We start from the raw sequence: 18,372 nt of genomic DNA on the forward strand, positions 1-18,372 counted from the left end.
ATGTTAATATTGATTGAACCAATAGTATGGATGATGCTCATCGGTCAATTTTTGATACAAGGTCGTGACTGTGCACAATAAGACTTGTTGAGCTAGAGCAAATTTTCTGCTTGATAAAGCTTGCTTATAGTATACCAGTCATGTTGCACGGAAGCGGAGCCAATTACTCTGATAAAGATAGAACTGGTATGGGTTTGCTGATACTAGCCAGCTCGACTTTTCTGCTCACGATGTGCTGTTCCTGACATAAGGTCGGCGGGTGTTTGTCGATTGGCTCATTTGTGTTCATTCTGAGTTAAGTAACTTTTGAGTGGCTCAGTCTATTTTGAAAAGACGTCATGAGTGGGCGGTTTGTGTGGGTTTGATGTACCAGAGGGGAGAGGATCATATGGGGGCTATTATATCCATAGCACCCTATGTTGAATTCTCCCCACCTAAGCTGTCAGATTATGTATAAGTCCGTACACTTATTAATCTTTTTTCGCTTGGCGAGCTTCGAATGCTGCTAGTTGTTCAGGAGTAGCTTTTTGCTGATGGTTGGTCTTCCATTCAGTATAAGTCATCCCATAAACGCGTTCTCGCGCATCATCTAAGTCCAGATTAATACCTAACTTTTCTGCTTCTGCGGCATACCATTTACTGAAACAGTTGCGGCAGAAGCCTGCCAAGATCATTAGGTCGATATTGGCAACTTCCTTGTGATCATCTAAATGTGCTAATAAGCGACGAAATGCTGCTGCGTCGAGCTTATCTTGTTGATCTTGAGACAATTGCTTGTATTTAAATTGAGCCACAATCTTTTCCTTGTTCAAACTACTTTTTTTCCTGTTACAGTCTACAGGGTGATTTGATGCAATCAAGCACTCAATCGATAGGCCAGTTTCATTCATTCTTTGGTCTATCTATAGTAATGGTTTTGAGGATCGCATCCGTGAATCCTATTTCAAATACCTCATCACCGTTTGCATTCTCAAATGCTACCACCTTCACCTAACCTTAGATCAAGCGTCTTTAGTCTTTTGGGACTTCAGCGATTCATAGTCAGTCTCGGTCAAGTGAGGATACGAATTATCAGAGTGAGGTGATGATTGGGTGAGGGTAAACACCAGGTTGCTGTATCTGGTCTATCCAATACTAGTGGATCATTACACCTGCGGCAACACCAGAACGATTGGCTACTTTTGAAGCTCGTCAAAAGAAATAATTCAACGAACTGAAGATGAGATACGCAACAGCCCGCTTGATCGCGGGCTGTATTATTAATCGGCTGTATGATGGTTAAATGTTTATAGGGTCATGGCACGCTGGCTCGACACAGCCTTTTGCTTGAATCACTTCAAGTTGAGCGAGATAAGGCTGAATATCACCGACGTTCTCTTTTACCCATGCCAAGTCGTAATACGTATCTAAGTAACGCTCACCTGAATCACACAATAATGTCACGATAGATCCCGTCTCACCACGTTGTTTCATTTCACACGCAATCTGAAGTACGCCGTAAAGATTAGTGCCAGTTGATGCTCCGACTTTACGTCCAATCAACCGAGATACCCAATGCGCTGTTGCGACGCTTGCTACGTCTGGAATTTTACGCATTTCATCAATTACGCCAGTGATAAAGCTTGGCTCTACGCGTGGCCGGCCAATGCCTTCTATTTTACTACCACAGTTGCCTTTTAAGTTTGCATTGCCTGATTGGAAAGCGTCATAAAAGACGGAATTTTCTGGGTCTACCACACAAAGTTGAGTGTCAAACTTTTGGTAGCGGATAAAGCGGCCGATGGTGGCAGATGTCCCACCAGTGCCAGGGCTCATTACGACCCAGCTTGGGATCGGGTGATCTTCTAATTTCATTTGGTTGAAGATAGAGTTCGCAATGTTGTTATTGCCTCGCCAGTCGGTGGCACGTTCCGCGTAAGTGAACTGGTCCATATAATGACCATTTAGTTCACTGGCCAGACGTCTTGATTCATCGTAAATCTGATCAGAACGCTCCACAAGGTGCGCTTTACCACCATAAAATTCAATTTGTTCGATCTTTTTGCGTGCTGTGGTTTTTGGCATCACCGCGATAAACGGCAGACCAAGTAAACGAGCAAAGTAAGCTTCGGACACCGCCGTGCTACCAGAAGAGGCTTCAATCACGGTGGTTTCTGGACCGATCCAGCCGTTACAAATCGCATACAGAAATAGTGAGCGTGCTAGTCGATGTTTCAGAGAACCAGTAGGGTGGGTGCTTTCATCTTTCAAATAGATATCGATACCGTCGAGAGAGGGTAGGTCTAGTTTAAATAAATGAGTATCAGCAGAGCGTTGAAAGTCTGCTTCGATTTTACGCACGGCATTGTTGATCCAATTGTGGTCAGTACACATAGCCTCTCTCCTTGGGAATCGATAAATAGGAATTAGATAGGGATAATTTACCTATAAAATGAAAGAAAAACTTTGCTATAGTTGCTTTTAATTGACGGTTATGGAGAAAGTTTTTCTCCTTATGTATGGTTTTGTGGAAATTAGTTTAGATAAAATAGATAGGCAGCTACTTTCTTTGCTGCAAAACGACAGTACGTTATCACTGAGTGAGTTAGCAGAGCGAGTCAATCTGACGACGACGCCATGTTGGAAGCGGCTAAAGAAGCTCGAAGATGACGGCTATATTGAAAAGCGTGTGGCATTACTCAGTGCGGAGAAGCTTGATCTGTCTTTTATTGCCTTCGTTCAGCTTAAAACCATCGATCATTCAGAAGATTGGTATCACCACTTTGTTACAACAGTGAGTGATTTTCCTGAGGTGATGGAATTTTATCGGATGGCTGGCGAGTACGATTACATGATGAAGGTATTGGTCAAAGATATGAAGTGTTTCGATGATTTTTATAAGCGTCTAGTCAATAGTGTAAAGGGGCTGTCTAATGTGACGTCGACCTTTGCCATGGAGTCGATCAAGTACACGACAGAGTTACCAATCAATGGAGGTAATTAGCCATAGCTGGATCCGTTTGGGCACAAGAGCGTTACAAAAGCTTCATTATGCCCGTCGAGTTTACTTAGTGTAGCGCATGACTCCTTCTTGGACCGCGGTGGCAACTAAATGGCCTTGTTGATTATAGATTTCGCCGCGTACTAAGCCTCGAGTGTTGCTTGCCGTTGGGCTTTCTATTGCGTACAACAACCATTCGTCCATGTTAAATGGACGATGGAACCAGATGGAATGGTCAATCGTCGCGACTTGGAAATTTGGCGTCATTAAGGATACTTGGTGGGGATGCATCGCGGTGACAAGGAAGCCCCAATCAGACGCGTAGGCCAATAAATATTGATGAATCAGTTGATTCTTTGGCATTTCCCCGTTCGCACGAATCCATAAATACTGTTTTGGCTCTGCTTTTTTAGGTTTGAGCGGATTGATAACGGTGACGGGGCGCGTCTCTATAGGTTTTTCACCACAGAAAGTCTTACGTAACCGTTCAGGAAGAAACTCTGCAATATGGCTGGCAAGCTCGCTCTCTGAGGCAAAGTTTTCCGGACCAGGAATGTCTGGCATTGTTTTTTGATGCTCGAACCCTGGCTGATCACCATGATATGACGCTGTAAGGTAGAAAATAGGGCGACCATTTTGGATCGCCTTAACGCGCCGGGTGCTGAAGCTGCGGCCGTCTCGCAGGTTTTCTACGTCGTATATAATCGGTTTTTCCGGATCGCCAGGATATAGGAAATAGCTGTGAAAGGAGTGCACCGTTCGCGTCGCTTCGACGGTGTAACGTGCTGCAGAAAGGGCCTGTCCAATGACTTGGCCACCATAAACTTGAGGTAAACCTAGGTTTTCACTTTGACCACGAAACAAGCCTTCTTCTAGCTTTTCGAGTTGTAGTAGGCTGAGCAATTCTCGTAATGGTTTACTCATTGTGTCTCCTCACCGTTATTTTTCATCCCAAGTTACCTTAACACTCGTACTCTTGTGAAGTACTACAGCGAGAGCTGTTGAGTGACTTAAAAGTAGTACCGTTACAATTATGAAACAAAATCCATTGTTTGATAAATTTAACTCAGTCAAACTATTGTCAAATAAGCACACGGGAAGCAGACAGTTTTATATTCCGGCCTTATACTTATCTCGGTTGAACATTCTCATTGAGGAATATATGAAAAAAACACTACTACTTGTTTCATCTTTACTTTTTGGTGCAGTGTTGGTGGGATGCCAATCTTCTCAAACAACAAATATGGCCTCTGCTGAATCGTCAATGAAGACCATTACAGGTACCGTGGCCTACCGTGAACGCATTGCTTTGCCACCAAACGCTGTAGTTACCGTTTCGTTAGAAGATGTGTCTCTGGCCGATGCACCGGCTAAGGTTCTTGCAAAGCAAACGTTCGAAACACAGGGTAAGCAAGTTCCTTTTTCGTTTGAATTGAACTACGACAGTAACGAAATTAAACCTAACCATCGCTATAGTGTCCGTGCACGTATTGAGGTGGATAGTAAATTGCGTTTTATCAGTGATACGCACAACGCGGTCATCACTGATCAAGCACAAACCCACCAGTTGGACATTCGTTTAGTGGGGACGCGTTAATCTCTATTTAATCGCGAACAAAAATGGCAGTCTAAGGCTGCCATTTGTATGTTTTGAGCGATACTATACCGCTCTCGGACACTGCTATACCTTCCGCTTCTAACTTCTCTTTTTGTTTGTCTAAGTCTCGACCTTTGAGTGAGATGCTTCCTCGGCTGTTGATGACTCTAAACCATGGCAATTTGCTGTCCTCTGGCAGGTTTCCGAGCGCTTTGCCGACCTGCCTTGCGTAGCCAGGGTAGCCAGCCATCGTAGCTATTTCGCCGTAGGTCGATATTTTCCCTTTTGGAATTTGGTGAATCACAGTAAAGATTTGTGCCAAGAATTGGTCCATACTCAAAGTGTCTGTTGTGAATTGCCAAGGAATAGTAATCCACCTGACTTGTATTTTACTAACAGTTCTTGTCTTGAATCGTACCTGCTGCTGACTTTGATAATAATTTCATCTTTTTATTTTTAGTAGTACATTGATGTCAATGGATTTTAAACAATGTAAAACCAACACAAGCTAAGCTTGAATCTAGACCCAATTAACGACTTTCAGAATCCCAGTTTTTTGTCGTTGAGTTACCAAGTAGGTGGGTGAGCCAGGAGGCGCTATGATTTTATCGACACTTCAATTTTTCATTACGATTTTACTCGTTGTGGTGTGTGCACGCGCGATGAGTTTGAGCGAAGGGGATATCCCGGTTCTTGCTCTAATGATCCCCGCATTATGGATGTTGCCACAAGGTGGATTTGCCGGTTTGGTGCTGTTGGGAGCGATGATGGCTTTTGGTGCTACGCTCTCAATGCAACCCATCGCTTTATCAGTGGGTATGCTGATTCTCTTCCCACTCTTAATGGTGGTCTTTTCTCGAAGGAGCTCTCTAGGCGTGTTGCTGACCACTGGCTTAATTGTTGTCACTTTACAGGTTGGCCTCATGGTGACCCAGCAAGGGGGCAAGCTTGATGGTTCTGCATGGATTACCGTCGTTCAAACGATCCTAGTTCTGGTTATGTGGTGGTCAATAACACACTGGACCCCCTCTAATAAGCACAGTTGGTGGCCGATGTTATTACTAGTTCCATTATGGATTGCTGACTTACCTTATGCTGTGCTTGTCGCGCTCTGTTTGACTGGTATGCTGTCATCCATCGAGGCACTGGTTAAACGCGAGCATTCAATCCGCTGGAGTAAGTTACTCTGTTGGACACTACCAACCGTCGGTTTTGCGGCTTTAGTTGTGAGTCCAACGTCGGAGGTACCCAATCCAGTTTTTGTTGTCTGGCTCTGTTTGTTGGGAACCGCATGGATGACAGACTACATCTTGCGTAGCAATGATGAACAAGCCGAATTATGATCCAACTATTGCGTATCCTCCTCATTCCTCATTGAGAGATTATGTTATTCAATCTTAAAATGGTGAATTGATCGAGTTTTGTCCAAACGATAATCAAATGGTGAAATTCAAGAGTTTTACTCTTGCATTATGAAGGCTGATACTGAATAATCGCCCCATCGATTGAGGCAAGTCCTCTCGAAAAGAATTATGGGGCTCTGGTCCTCTCGCAACAATAACTCGTGAACTCGGTCAGGTCCGGAAGGAAGCAGCCGCAGCGGGCGACTTGTGTGCCGGGATGTGGCTGGGGTCCCACCCCTTGTGAAGCCTGCAATATATGTTCGCATAAATTGCAGGCTTCTTTTCTTATTTGCATCCTAAGTCTTCATGGTCTATTTTTTGTTGTAGGTTTACAACAAAAGTGCTTTTGCTATGTACGACCAAACCAAAAAATCATCAGCTGTTCACAACATTTGTAAATTCATGAGTTTGAAAAATGACTCAGTTGTTCGAACAATGTCCATGCTTGAGTATGATTTTTGTTTTCATGCTGAATACAATCCTCAAATAGTTAGATATGAATCTCAGCCACATGGGTTTGAGTACTACTTCAATGGGCGCTACTGCCGCTACACACCAGACTTTCAGCTTTTCGATAGCATAGATACGCCTTCTCTGATTGAAGTAAAGCATTCAAGTCAGATCCTTAAACCAGATTTTCGAGCAAGGTTTAAAGAAAAGCAGCTTGTTGCTCAAGCTGAGTATGGAAAAAAGCTCATCTTAGTGACCGAGAAGCAGATTCGAACTGGTTTTCTACTTAGTAACCTTAAATTACTCCATGGCTATTCAGGGATTCGTACAATCACTGATATTCAAAAACATGTACTTCAGTTTGTTCAAGCTAATAGAAGCGTGACCCTTCATCATCTTTCACACCAACTTAAAATCTCTCCAGATGAAACATTAACAGCTGCTTTGTGCTGGCTATCTTCAGGTGAAATACAAACAGATTTTAATCAGAAAAAATTTGATTTAGAAAATTCTGTTTGGTGCTAGCCAATGAGTGATGATCTCTTTGGTTTTAGTGATGAATTTAATAGCTTCGACAATGATGTAGCTGATGATAAAACGCTTTCGACAGAATTTTTAGCAGAAGACGAAAATCTTGAATTAGCATTTGGTGACTTGCCAAACAAAGAGACGGCACTGTTTCGTTTGGATCTAATTCGTTATTTGGAAAGGCGCGTAAAAGGAGGTTGGACGCCCAAAAACCTAGATAAGCTCTTGGAAGAGTATGCCCTATTGAAGAAAACTTCGGTCCCGTCATCCAGAACGATAGCTGATTGGAAAAAGCTCTATTACGAGTCAGGTAAAGATGTAGCGTCTCTTATTCCTGGGCATAGCAAAAAAGGAAACAGAAAACTAAAGAACGATTCATCTGATTTAGTTACAGAAGCGATTCAAACCAAGTTTCTGACCAAAGAGCGAGTATCGGTCAATACCGCCTATGAGTACTACAAATATCGAGTTATTGAAGAAAACCGACAACTAGAGCAAGTTAAAATAGCGCCAATTTCCCAACGGACATTTTACAATCGTGTAAATGCACTACCTCCCTATGAAGTTGCTTTAGCTCGTTATGGAAAACGATATGCTGATAATAAGTTTAAGACTGTTGGGTCAATCATTCCGGCAACGCGGCCAATGGAATATGTAGAAATAGATCACACTACAGCTCCTGTGATTTTACTTGATGATGATTTGGAGCTTCCTCTTGGCAGACCACACTTAACAATACTTTATGATAGATACTCCACTTGCATTGTTGGTCTTTCTGTCAATTATAGAGACCCTAGTTACGAGACAGTACGAGCAGCTTTTCTTAATTCAGTTCTTAAGAAGGATTGGGTTAAAGAAAAGTACCCAAGCATTAAATCTGAATGGCCTTGCTACGGAAAAATTACAAATTTGATAGTGGATAACGGTGCGGAGTTTTGGAGTGATAGCCTAGAGTCAGCATTAAAGCCATTAGTAACAGATATTCAATATAATCAACGTGGTAAACCGTGGCGAAAAGCTGGTGTTGAAAAGTCTTTTGATACCTTCTACAAGAAACTATTTAGTCGTTTCCCAGGAAAAACCTTCACCAACCCTACTCAGTTAAAAGACTATAACCCGAAGCGAGACGCTGTCATTAATGTGTCTGATTTTCTCGAGCTGTTACATAAGTGGCTTATTGACGTTTATCATAAAAAAGCTGACACGAGGTATAAGAGAGTTCCTTACCAGAAATGGACAGAGTCGCAAGGAACGATAATCTTTTGTGAAGGCCCGGAAGCAGAGCAATTAAAGATTGAGCTTGGAGTTGTAAACCATCGGACTATAAGAAGAGGTGCTATTGAATTGCATTCTCTCAAATACCAATCTGATGAGTTGGAAGAGTACGGTAAGCAATTTTCTAGTCGTGCAAGAAAAAGCGCTTATGTGAAAACCAAGACAGACCCAAATGACATCAGCTCGATTTACGTTTACCTTGAGGAAGAGAAGAGATACATCAAAGTCCCAGCAGTCGATCATACGGGTTATACAAAAGGCCGATCTTTATATGAACATCAACGAATTAACAGTTTAAGAAGGTTGAAAGTCCGTTTGGGAGAGCAAGACGAATCATTAGCCGATGCGTCATTGTATTTGGATAGGGCTATGGATGAAGCAATAGAACGTATGAGTCGTTCTAAGTCCAAAAAATCGGCACTTCCTAAAACCACTCATGCTTCAAAAATAGCAAAGCAAAGAGGTGTTGGTAGTGAAGGGCCTAGCACCATTGTCACTACGTCACCTAAACCTATCAGTGAAGTACCAAAAGAAGTAATAGATATTGGTACAGCTAGTGATGACCTCAGCGATATAGAGGGGTATTAGTGAACATACTTAGTGATCTTCAAATAGAGCAATATACATCTTTTAGAGAGTGTTTCTTAGAGTACCCTCAGTTAACGGAAATTTATAACGTCTTTGATCGAATGGTACTGAACAGCTCTCTTGGAGGGGAGCAAGAGTCACTATTGTTAACGGGAGATACAGGAGTTGGCAAGACGGCGATGATTGATAATTATGTTGCAAGGTTTGCTACTAAGGGGAGCCGCTGGGCTGAAATGCCAGTATTAAAAACTCGCATCCCAAGTAAAGTTCGTGAGCAAAATACGTTAGAAAGATTATTAATTGACTTAGATAGTCGAGCCTCTAGCCGCCGCAGGAGACCATACAAGGAAGGAGCGTTAGAACAAGGAGTTATCAAAAGTTTAATTGAAAAAAAAGTGAAGCTTGTGATTGTTAATGAAGTTCAGGAACTGATGGAATTCAAAGATGCTAATGAACGACAAACAATAGCGAATACTTTTAAGATGATAAGTGAGGAAGCGCAAGTTTCATTTGTATTGGTAGGTATGCCTTATGCGACTATGCTCGCTGAAGAAGACCAATGGAATTCTCGTTTAGGCTGGAAGCGACACTTAAGGTATTTTCACCTTTCTAAGCTGAGCGAAGCCGATAACAAAAGTTATATTCCTGATGCAGAAGGGAAACGGCATTTTGCAAGCTTTGTTGCTGGACTTGCAGGCAGAATGGGGTTTGAAAAACGGCCTAACTTAACTGGGGATGAAATTCTATTACCTTTATTCTCAGTCTGCCGTGGAGAATGCCGTGTGCTGAAGCACTTTCTTGCAGATGCGTTACTCAACGCATTGCAATCTTCAAAGGATACGATTGATAAGCCATTATTATCGGCTTGTTTTGATACTAAATACCCTTATGCGAAACAGAATCCTTTCGAGTGTAAGTTAACAGAACTCAAGCTAGTAGAACTGAAAACAGAAACTTCGTACAACAAAGGTGCTCAATTTAAAGAAGACCGATTAATAGGTCGGTCATTTACTGATTTATTACCAGTTCATATGTTGCTGAGTAAGACACCTTTAAAAGCTCAGTGATACGCACATTGTTATTTATTCAGATTCTCCAACAACACCGCCTTCTCTTCATCACTCATCTTGTCAATTGCGCACGCTAACTCAGCGCTCAATTCGCTCCTACAGAAAAAGTAGTTTAGCGGCACATCTAATTCTTCAGCCATACGTTCAAGCGTACCAATATCAGGTACATGCCTGCCTTTCTCGTAATGATTCATACGACCGCTAGCAGAACTCTGCTCCATACCAATTTTCACCCCTAAATCTTTTTGGGTGATCTTGGCTTTTTTACGCGCAGCTTTGAGCCTCGCAGGGATGGGGTTGTCTTTTTGCACTTACACATTTCTTTTCAACCTTTAGATAACTTAGATTGTCTAAGTTTTACTGATTTTTGTATACTTAGCAATCCTAAGTTTTTATTACCTGTAAGAGTCACATGAAGAAAGTAACCAGAATTAACCCTCACATGTTTAACCTATTGATTGAGAAAGGGATGGATAATTTCTCCGTCACAGAAGCTAGGGATGCTTTGCTAAACAGTGCTTCAACCTTCCCGAGCAAGGACGACGCTCGAAAGTATGTTTATAAGCAACTTCTATCTTTTGAGGAGAAAGGCTGGCTTTCTGTCATTGGGTCTCGAAGAGACAAGCGCTACCATCAAACTAACGAATTCAAAGCGCTCACAATTGAGCCGAGATCGGGTCGAAATAGGAAAGCTAAGGTCGACTCAACGGATATTCAAATTCCAGAGTGCTCTCTAAATGCACTAGAGCGAGAGAAGAAACAGCATGAAGGCGAACTAGCGATTACTTTAGGCGAGATTGAGGAATACCAATCGTTGTTCACGCGTTTTCCAAACAACAAGCAAGATATGCAGCCGCTATTTAATGCGGCAAGAGAGCGCTCAGCCAAGCTATTAGGCCGAATTAATGCACTAACCAACTGGATGCAAGTCGCCCAAAGCAAGGCTCCACAATGTTAAGAGCATGGCAAGCCGAGTGCGCATCTCTAGCTATCGAGAAATTTACGTTAAACAAGCATTCACACTTCTTCTGCCAAGCGACTCCTGGAGCGGGTAAAACCGTTATGGCCGCCGAGGTCGCGGGTCGGTTATTTGAACAAGGCATGATTGACCTAGTGCTGTGCTTCTCGCCCTCTCTGACTGTTGCGGAAGGGATGAAAAAGACCTTTTCATGGAAGCTCGAATGTTCCTTTAATGGAGGTTTGGGTTCTCTTGGGGGCTCTTACACCTATCAATCGATCCGTTTTTTAGATGAGAACTTCTGGAACACAGTCAGTAAATATCGAGTCTTAGTCGTATTTGATGAGATCCACCATTGTTCGTTTGATGATGAGGGGCGGTCAAATTCATGGGGGCTAGAAATTGTCTCGAAGATCCAAGGTTTTGCCCGTTATACATTAGCGCTGTCGGGCACTCCTTGGCGTTCTGATCGACTACCGATTGTCATGGCTGAGTATTCCGACCCTGATGGCAAGGTTGTTTGCGATTATCAATACGGCTTGCAACAGGCCGTTGAAGATAAAGTATGCCGCCGCCCTAAAATCGTTTTAATCGATAATGAACACCTAAGCGTTAAAGCTGGCAGTGACAATCAACACTTCGCCTCTATTCTTGATTGCCTTAAACAATCCGATGTCTCTTACCAAAGCGTCATCCACAACGAAGACGCTATGAATTACATACTAAATAGCGGTTGCCAAAAGTTAGAGCAGATAAGGCAAGAGTCCCCAAGTGCTGGAGGCTTGGTGGTCGCCTCTTCTATTAAGCACGCTAAAGACATTCAAAAGCGACTTGTTGAGCACTTTAATCAATCAGCATGCATAGTGACTTATCATCATGATAATCCGTTACATGAAATTGAGTCTTTTCGTCACTCAACGGTTCAATGGATAGTCAGTGTTGGGATGATAAGTGAAGGAACGGATATTCCAAGGCTGCAGGTTTGTTGTCATATGAGCTCGGTAAAAACGGAACTTTACTTCAGGCAAGTGCTCGGGCGAATTTTAAGAATCAATGATTCCCCCAACCAAGAAGCGTGGTTGTATACCTTTGCTGAAGAAAGTCTGATTGGGTTTGCTGAAAGAATTGAGCAGGATATTCCTGATAGCTGCATGTACATTAAACAAGAGAATAACGTGCCGGATGCTATTGATGAAAAACGCCTACCATCAAGTACTGCATCGGAAAGCGTTCAACCTAATCGATCCCAACCAAGCTTACTCGGTTGGGGAGAAATTTCAGATATGATTAATTCAAACAATGCAGGGTTTACTTTAGCATTTGATGAACTGAGGTTAGGCCAATTTAAACAGCGAGTTATCGCCGCATTTATCTAAATAGATTCTGCTTCAATCTCTTTCAGTGTTTTACCTGTAGCACTTCTCCAGTAATCGGGCCCGCTGCAAGGGTAACCAAGTAGTACTGCGGCGGCTTGAGATACTCTCGGCTCCAATAATTTGTGCCCTAGATAATCAATAACATTACCGCTCGGTGATCACAGACATAGTAGACACGTTTGCAACAAACTTTTGGACAAAAGTGATTTAGAGATATTGTAACTTCTGAGGCACATCGGGTTAGAAAAAGTATCTTAAAACCTTAATCTCTTGTTATGCGCGATTTTTAATTTTACCTACAAACTCTTCGACAGATGAACCAGTGGGTAATTTTATATAAGACGAGGTCTGATATGGGCGGTCAGTAATACCAAGGTAATACTCGATTTTTCCAAATAGCGCCCAAGAACTATTAAGGATTATTTCTAACTTAGAAACTGTAACCTCAAGCTCAAGAACCTTGTTTCCACGTAGAGTGCTTACGTCATTGTGCGCTAAGATCTTATTGCGGTATTTCTTTAAGTTAACTTCCTCAAACAGTTTACTTAACTCAGTTAAATCGGATAGCAGTTCAATTTGATGCTCGTCACTAGTTTTAGCAATCATGAATTCAAAGGATAAGTTTTTACTGCCACTTTTTCCCTGAGGGTCAATTAGTTTAGTTAACTCCAAATATAAAACATCGACTAAGCATTTTTGATAATTGCCGAAGATAAAAGGATGAAATTGATTCATCGCCTCAACGGCTTCGGGGCTATCGAACAGTTCCGTATATACTGTAAAATTTAAGGAGACATCTGATAACTTTTTCTTGAAAAGAACCACATCTTCCATTTTTCCTCCTAACACATAGCCCGCTTAAGTGGTGAGCAACGCTACCACGACATTCAACTAGTACACCGTAAACACTAAAGCCAAATCAGATCAAAACCGCCACGCGTTTGCAGTCCGTCTTAAGCTTGTTAGGCGATTTTTCAAGCCAAGTCCATACATGTCTTGCTTTTTAGCAACTCAAATATATCTGGACGTTCCTGAAAAAGAACATCCGTCACCATGTCTTGTATGAATGGAGCAACCCAATATTGTGAACCTTCGGGTGGAGTCATACCTACTTCTAAGTGATCCACATAATCCGATGACATCATGTAGCTCTCTTTTATTGTCAGTATGTATGACATATTTAAAATAAACACATCACGAACATCTAACCTGAGTTGCTCTAAATGATGAAGGCGCGATTTCATATGAATTTTACCTTCATTGAGCATCAGTAATGCAAAAAAGTTGTAGTGCATATTATCATTGCAACGGTCTCTAATACCTTCATATCTTTTATCTAATTTGAGTAATGTATTTAGCTCAGACAAAAACTCCGAGTTATCAAGATACTTAGACATCTTCGGCATTCGTGGTAATGGTTTTTTACCATGTAACCAGTCATTTATTTCTGTAATGTAGTAATCAGCTCTACCTGCATTGTCATTTAGATATAAATTGGTATATGCATTAACCATAACCGAGTCGTAGTACTTCCTTAAAAGAGCATAAGCATCATTCAACTTTCCATCTTTTAGTACCAAGTTTATTGACTCAATTGTGCCTTTCATAGACATAAAAACATATGTATCTATGCTCATGATTGCACTTGTCCCAGCAGTAGAAAAACTCATTACTGCATCAGATAAATACTCGTAAAACTGTGCATAATAGTTCAGCTCTTCGAATATTTGATGATTAACATACTTATCGTCTGTTGATTGCATTATTTAAACTCTATCGCCTAACGCCGCATTAAGGTGTGAGCGGCACTTGGCTACACTTGAGCGAAGCGAAGCTGCCAAGCGCTGCGAATCACTCTTAAATGCTTTGTTATGTTCGTAACTTTTTTTGCATATCGTTAAGTCTTTGTTCTTCGAGCTTCCTTGAAAACTCTTTACCTTTTGCGAGCTGTTCTTGCGACAATGGAGAAGTCATTACCTGATGATAACGAGCTTGAACGATATTCACTGACATATGCCTAGAAATTACAAAGTCTACTGAGTTATCAAGTAGTCTAGCCTTAGTTGCTTGTAGTTCTGGTGTTGTTGCATCTCTCTGTAACAACCATAAGAATAAATCAACAACTTGTAAGCCATATGACTTCTTAGAAGACTCAAGCATGAACTGACCAATATCATAGCCAAAGTCTTTAAGTGTAGGAACACCGCCAAAAGAAGTTTCTTCTTGTTCAAATTTAAAGAACAATTTATGAAACTCTCGCATCGTCCCACGAAACTCATCATTTTGGTCATGGACAAACTGTTTAACGCCCAAATCTAACTTATTGCAAAATCCATGTATCGAGTTAAGTAAGCTTGAAAACGCAACCATATTAGGGGTTTGTTTTTTGTACGCACTTTTCCCTTTTGCTGAAATCAACGTGAAAAGCTGCGGGTTTTCGATAGCATATGCCAAGCTTTCGGATACGACTTGCTTTAGCCTTTGATCTGGTATCTGTTGAGAGCGTACTAATAGTGTTCTGCACACAGCCATAAGCTCCTCGAGATCATCAGCCAAATATGCTCGCCAGAAGTCTTCATCCAGACCATCATACATCATGTCATCAATGACTAAACAAATAGAATGCCTCAGTAGGTCAACGACATACCATGTTCTTGGCACAGCTGGGTTATCCCAGCAGTCAAAAATCGTGTCAACAAACTTTGTCGGAGCTAAGTATCTTTTCTGTACAATCGTATAGTGGAACTCCCAATTTTGCTGATCTAAGGCGTCTAACAGTTGAATGCACAGTTTATTAGTTCTTTCTTCACCAAGTTCAAAGCCATGTAACCGCTCTAAGCCATGCTCTTCGCAGTAGCTTGCAATGATTCCCTCTACTAACGAATCTATTTCACGATCAATCAGTACAGCTCCTTGATAATAAAGAGCCGACTGCTCTTTGAATATCTCTTTTCCCGAATGACCAGATTCATCCGCATAAATGTATACACCTTGAGTACTCATAAAGATTTACCTTGTCAAATTTCTCGGAGAACATAACGCTTTCTATACGGCTTTTAGCCGCTTTGCATACTCCTATCATCATGCAGCCTTTCCCATCACAGTTCAATTGATAATCAATGGGTTAATGAAAAGCATTGGATATTAGATTGCAAAATGACGCATACTTTTTAAAAAGCTTACTTCGACACTCCCTCGGATAACTACAGGTAAGGCAAACATACAATCAAAGATTGTGAATGGACTTTCGCGTTGAGAAGAAAAGGGGCATTTTTGATTCAGAAAGGTGCCCACTGAGAAGGCTCTGGACAGAAAAAGTGAGGTACAGTCTCTCCTAAATTAGTAAGGACTAATTTCTACTTGGCTACACCCCAAAAAAGCAAGCAGAATTCATCTTGAATTATGCGCTCTGGCCAGCTCTCGCTCTACCTCAACTAACGGATGCTTGGCGTTATATGGGCAAATCTCATCGATCGTTTCAGAAACATTTTTCCACACTAGGTAAATATCATCACTAGATACAGTGAAGTCATCTGACTGAGCCAACGTGTCTAGTGCGTCTTGTACTGTACCGTGCTCTAGGAATGGGCCGAGCGACTTAATCAAATTGCCTCTATGGTTAACTTGATTAAACCAGTTTCGTCGATAATCGTCATAATCCAATCCGATGTAGTCCCGATTTCCTGTCATCGTATCCCACAAGTTGAAAAACAAGCACTTGGTGTTACGACTAATCAGAGACTCATTTTGCCTTAGAAAATATGGGTATCTTGCATTTTTTACTCTTTTCATAACGCACCTCTGCTAGATAAACCTGAGCTTCGACTTATGACTTCGTCAGTTCTATTTGAAATAGCAACTCAACTAGGTCGGTTGAACTAACATCATCCCATCGCAAGTAACTATCCAGAGAACTTGTTCCAGAGTCTTTGCCCAAAACTTTAAGACAGACAGCTTGGTGGTCTACCGATGCAGAAATCCAGACTTTTCCACCTTGTTGACAAAGGTATGTTGAACCTTTGATGCCATCTTTTTGAATACGTTTCTTCCATGTATCAACTTTTTGTGTGGTTATTTTTAAACTCATAGTATCCCTATAAACTGAGTCCAAGAGCGAATCGCTATATACATAAATTATGTTACATAGATGAGAGAAATTTGGTCAAATTAAAGGTTATTGAAGTGTGATAGCAAAGCGAGCTAACTCATTTCGGGGCAAAACTGAGGTAGTGCTTGCTCATACCCCGACGTTGAAAAGTTTCAATGGTTGAAGAAATCAACGTTGTTATACGTGCCGTGGTGCGAACATGATGATAGCCATGCCGATCAACGCTACCGTTACACCTACTATGTCCCATAAAGTTGGTCGAATACCATCAACTATCCACAGCCATAGTATTGCTACAAAAATATAAATCCCACCATAAGCAGCATAAACCCTACCAGCCGCTGTTGGGTGAAGAGAAAGTAACCAAGCAAATAGTGCTAAGGATAGAGCTGCTGGTAGTAAAAGCCAGACAGATTTCCCGTCTTTCAACCAGAGATAAGGTAGATAACACCCCAATATTTCTGCTACTGCTGTAATAAAGAACAACCCGATAGTTTTTGCTTCTACCAACTCAATTTCCTCATATTATTTATGACCGACTTAGCACTGAATATGACGATTGGAACGTTCAGCTCTCAATGATGCAGTCTTTTGGCTATTGCTTCAATTTATGAATCCAGACACAACAAAGAACAACTGATTAATTTCTTAAAGGCAACACATCGCTCTGACACACTGCCACCGTTCATCAGAGATAGGTTTTATTAAGGCTACGTAAGTACAGTTGATAGTAGTATCTTTGCTGCAAAGAAGGAATGGGGCAAAAGCAAGTTTAAGACAAGAAATTAACAGATAAGCGGTTGACATAAATACGTAAGCCAATAGCAGAAATGGTTTTTATCACCTTTTGGGTTTCAGTGGTAAAAACTCTAAATCAGGAGGAATCAATAAACGTATTTCTGGACGTTACATTTGGCAATGTATCACTCAACTCTTACTACGTTTAATGTCCAGCGTATTTCCATGAACCGAACAAACCTCGACATGCTCGCCTGATTGTAACTGCTCATCAGAAAGCGCATTCCAATATTCATTGTTTAAACGAACCTTATATAACCCGTTCTTTATGCCGACTATTGTCCCCACTTGGTGAAGAAGAGCTTCAGCCCCCGTAACAACGGGTAAATGCATCGCGCGATAGGCAAGCCAATAGATGATCACAGAAATCGTAAAAATCAGGCCATAGACTGGAATCGCGATGGATAAAGGAGCCAACCAAAAAATTGGCAGTACTAATAAAGGAAGAGCGAGTAAAACATGACACATAATGGATTGGCTCGATTGGTACTTTATATAATTATAGTTCGCAATCAGCGGGCTTTATATCAGGTTCCGGGGCAATAGATCTCTGCATCAAACAGAAAACTCTTACAATACTCTTGTACAATTGGACGCGCTATACTCTCTATTTGATTGAATCTAATCAAATTTGCTTCCAGTCTTTAAGCCCCCTATATAACAAATCCCGTTGTCCCTGCTCATGATTAAAAACTTACCTTTCATGACAAAAAAGTCACTTTACTGAAAGGGTGGTGTCAGAGGCGATATTCAATAATGTCAACACTGAAAACAAGCACTCAAAGGATAAAAACATGAACACAATCAAAACGGCTCTTTTCGTTACTGTTATGACAATGACCAGCGCGTCAGCATTGGCGCAACCTCTATACGCGGCGGGCAACTACGTTAGCCGTGAAGAGATGAAAACGATTTATGTCGCACCAACGTCATCGTCGGATGAAGCTTATCAACAAGCGTTATCCGAACTTAATACTCTTAAATCGTTGCCAGCGAGCGAACTGAACAAAGAGCTCAATATTTTGACCTTCAATGTGAAATCACGAAGCACTCACTTGAAAGACGGTGGTTTCGTCACGGTACAAGAGCGCATGAATGAAAATGGTCAACTGGAGTACCTGGGTAAGGTGAACGTCAAAGTGCATTATGTAGAACGTCGTGATAATCAATAATGTCATGTCAATGGAAAAGAGTATACTGTGGCTCACATCATGCTCTTTTTTATCTATTTATACTGAGCG

Annotated in this window: 21 protein-coding genes and 1 other RNA gene; 10 read left to right on the forward strand and 12 right to left on the reverse strand. The window is 41.5% G+C overall.

Annotated features, from left to right (window positions below; translation table 11 throughout):
• Positions 1 to 470: 470 nt before the first annotated feature.
• Both AC3D28_RS02215 and AC3D28_RS02220 read right to left on the reverse strand, forming a co-directional pair.
• Positions 471 to 794, reverse strand: a complete 324-nt coding sequence (locus AC3D28_RS02215) for a DUF1244 domain-containing protein (RefSeq protein WP_488535392.1) — start codon at positions 792 to 794, stop codon at positions 471 to 473.
• A gap of 484 nt (positions 795 to 1,278) precedes the next feature.
• Entirely contained in the window at positions 1,279 to 2,373 is a 1,095-nt protein-coding gene (locus AC3D28_RS02220; protein ID WP_488535393.1) for a PLP-dependent cysteine synthase family protein, read from the reverse strand.
• 139 nt (positions 2,374 to 2,512) lie between these two features.
• Here AC3D28_RS02220 and AC3D28_RS02225 point away from each other — a divergent pair, with 139 nt between their 5' ends.
• Positions 2,513 to 2,983, forward strand: coding sequence for an Lrp/AsnC family transcriptional regulator (locus AC3D28_RS02225; protein WP_098416426.1), 471 nt, complete (start codon positions 2,513 to 2,515; stop codon positions 2,981 to 2,983).
• Between the two features lie 60 nt (positions 2,984 to 3,043).
• On the opposite strand, the gene tesB is transcribed toward AC3D28_RS02225, so the two are convergent.
• Positions 3,044 to 3,904, reverse strand: coding sequence for an acyl-CoA thioesterase II (gene tesB / locus AC3D28_RS02230; RefSeq protein WP_488535394.1), 861 nt, complete (start codon positions 3,902 to 3,904; stop codon positions 3,044 to 3,046).
• 238 nt (positions 3,905 to 4,142) lie between these two features.
• On the opposite strand from tesB, the gene AC3D28_RS02235 reads away from it, so the two are divergent.
• The gene (locus AC3D28_RS02235) at positions 4,143 to 4,577 is read left to right on the forward strand and encodes a YbaY family lipoprotein (protein ID WP_098416072.1); all 435 of its coding nucleotides are present in this window, start codon (positions 4,143 to 4,145) and stop codon (positions 4,575 to 4,577) included.
• 31 nt (positions 4,578 to 4,608) lie between these two features.
• On the opposite strand, the gene AC3D28_RS02240 is transcribed toward AC3D28_RS02235, so the two are convergent.
• Complete coding sequence (locus AC3D28_RS02240; RefSeq protein ID WP_488535395.1) at positions 4,609 to 4,911, reverse strand: DNA base-flipping protein; 303 nt, start codon at positions 4,909 to 4,911, stop codon at positions 4,609 to 4,611.
• A gap of 265 nt (positions 4,912 to 5,176) precedes the next feature.
• On the opposite strand from AC3D28_RS02240, the gene AC3D28_RS02245 reads away from it, so the two are divergent.
• The 5 genes from AC3D28_RS02245 to AC3D28_RS02265 all read left to right on the forward strand — a co-directional run bounded on the left by AC3D28_RS02245 (position 5,177) and on the right by AC3D28_RS02265 (position 9,888).
• Positions 5,177 to 5,920, forward strand: a complete 744-nt coding sequence (locus AC3D28_RS02245; RefSeq protein WP_488535396.1) for a VP0952 family biofilm-associated protein — start codon at positions 5,177 to 5,179, stop codon at positions 5,918 to 5,920.
• Between the two features lie 195 nt (positions 5,921 to 6,115).
• Positions 6,116 to 6,212: signal recognition particle sRNA small type (gene ffs / locus AC3D28_RS02250), an RNA gene on the forward strand.
• A 119-nt stretch (positions 6,213 to 6,331) separates the two neighbouring features.
• A complete protein-coding gene (locus AC3D28_RS02255) occupies positions 6,332 to 6,955 on the forward strand; it encodes a TnsA endonuclease N-terminal domain-containing protein (RefSeq protein WP_008220689.1) in 624 nt (207 codons plus the stop codon).
• A 3-nt stretch (positions 6,956 to 6,958) separates the two neighbouring features.
• The gene (locus AC3D28_RS02260; protein WP_372021601.1) at positions 6,959 to 8,821 is read left to right on the forward strand and encodes a Mu transposase C-terminal domain-containing protein; all 1,863 of its coding nucleotides are present in this window, start codon (positions 6,959 to 6,961) and stop codon (positions 8,819 to 8,821) included.
• A complete protein-coding gene (locus AC3D28_RS02265; RefSeq protein WP_046225063.1) occupies positions 8,821 to 9,888 on the forward strand; it encodes a TniB family NTP-binding protein in 1,068 nt (355 codons plus the stop codon). Before AC3D28_RS02260 ends, AC3D28_RS02265 begins: the two co-directional genes overlap by 1 nt.
• 11 nt (positions 9,889 to 9,899) lie before the next feature.
• Here the strand turns inward: AC3D28_RS02265 and AC3D28_RS02270 are convergent, their stop codons facing one another.
• On the reverse strand, positions 9,900 to 10,202 hold the full coding sequence (locus AC3D28_RS02270; RefSeq protein ID WP_008220694.1) for a helix-turn-helix domain-containing protein: 303 nt from the start codon (positions 10,200 to 10,202) through the stop codon (positions 9,900 to 9,902).
• Between the two features lie 101 nt (positions 10,203 to 10,303).
• On the opposite strand from AC3D28_RS02270, the gene AC3D28_RS02275 reads away from it, so the two are divergent.
• Positions 10,304 to 10,849 carry a hypothetical protein gene (locus AC3D28_RS02275; protein WP_193846876.1) on the forward strand — a complete coding sequence of 182 codons (546 nt, stop codon included), beginning with the start codon at positions 10,304 to 10,306 and terminating at the stop codon, positions 10,847 to 10,849.
• Complete coding sequence (locus AC3D28_RS02280; RefSeq protein ID WP_193846877.1) at positions 10,843 to 12,225, forward strand: DEAD/DEAH box helicase; 1,383 nt, start codon at positions 10,843 to 10,845, stop codon at positions 12,223 to 12,225. The genes AC3D28_RS02275 and AC3D28_RS02280 overlap by 7 nt, the downstream gene beginning before the upstream one ends.
• A 273-nt stretch (positions 12,226 to 12,498) precedes the next feature.
• On the opposite strand, the gene AC3D28_RS02285 is transcribed toward AC3D28_RS02280, so the two are convergent.
• The 7 genes from AC3D28_RS02285 to AC3D28_RS02315 form a co-directional block, all read right to left on the reverse strand.
• Entirely contained in the window at positions 12,499 to 13,059 is a 561-nt protein-coding gene (locus AC3D28_RS02285) for an AbiU2 domain-containing protein (RefSeq protein WP_488535397.1), read from the reverse strand.
• A gap of 140 nt (positions 13,060 to 13,199) precedes the next feature.
• Positions 13,200 to 13,988, reverse strand: a complete 789-nt coding sequence (locus AC3D28_RS02290; protein WP_237305182.1) for a hypothetical protein — start codon at positions 13,986 to 13,988, stop codon at positions 13,200 to 13,202.
• A gap of 106 nt (positions 13,989 to 14,094) precedes the next feature.
• Positions 14,095 to 15,228, reverse strand: a complete 1,134-nt coding sequence (locus AC3D28_RS02295; RefSeq protein WP_488535398.1) for a DUF3800 domain-containing protein — start codon at positions 15,226 to 15,228, stop codon at positions 14,095 to 14,097.
• Positions 15,229 to 15,615: 387 nt separating this feature from the next.
• Entirely contained in the window at positions 15,616 to 16,017 is a 402-nt protein-coding gene (locus AC3D28_RS02300) for a hypothetical protein (protein ID WP_488535399.1), read from the reverse strand.
• A gap of 34 nt (positions 16,018 to 16,051) precedes the next feature.
• Complete coding sequence (locus tag AC3D28_RS02305) at positions 16,052 to 16,312, reverse strand: hypothetical protein (protein ID WP_258487063.1); 261 nt, start codon at positions 16,310 to 16,312, stop codon at positions 16,052 to 16,054.
• Positions 16,313 to 16,510: 198 nt separating this feature from the next.
• Positions 16,511 to 16,843 (reverse strand): YnfA family protein, encoded by a 333-nt coding sequence (locus AC3D28_RS02310; RefSeq protein ID WP_488535400.1) that lies wholly within the window; start codon positions 16,841 to 16,843, stop codon positions 16,511 to 16,513.
• Between the two features lie 417 nt (positions 16,844 to 17,260).
• Positions 17,261 to 17,599 carry an NfeD family protein gene (locus tag AC3D28_RS02315; protein WP_025767088.1) on the reverse strand — a complete coding sequence of 113 codons (339 nt, stop codon included), beginning with the start codon at positions 17,597 to 17,599 and terminating at the stop codon, positions 17,261 to 17,263.
• 326 nt (positions 17,600 to 17,925) lie between these two features.
• Between AC3D28_RS02315 and AC3D28_RS02320 the strand changes: the two genes are divergently transcribed.
• Positions 17,926 to 18,303 (forward strand): DUF3316 domain-containing protein, encoded by a 378-nt coding sequence (locus AC3D28_RS02320; RefSeq protein WP_065300088.1) that lies wholly within the window; start codon positions 17,926 to 17,928, stop codon positions 18,301 to 18,303.
• Positions 18,304 to 18,372 lie beyond the last annotated feature (69 nt).

The sequence above is a fragment of the Vibrio sp. TAP-3B genome (assembly GCF_057784735.1).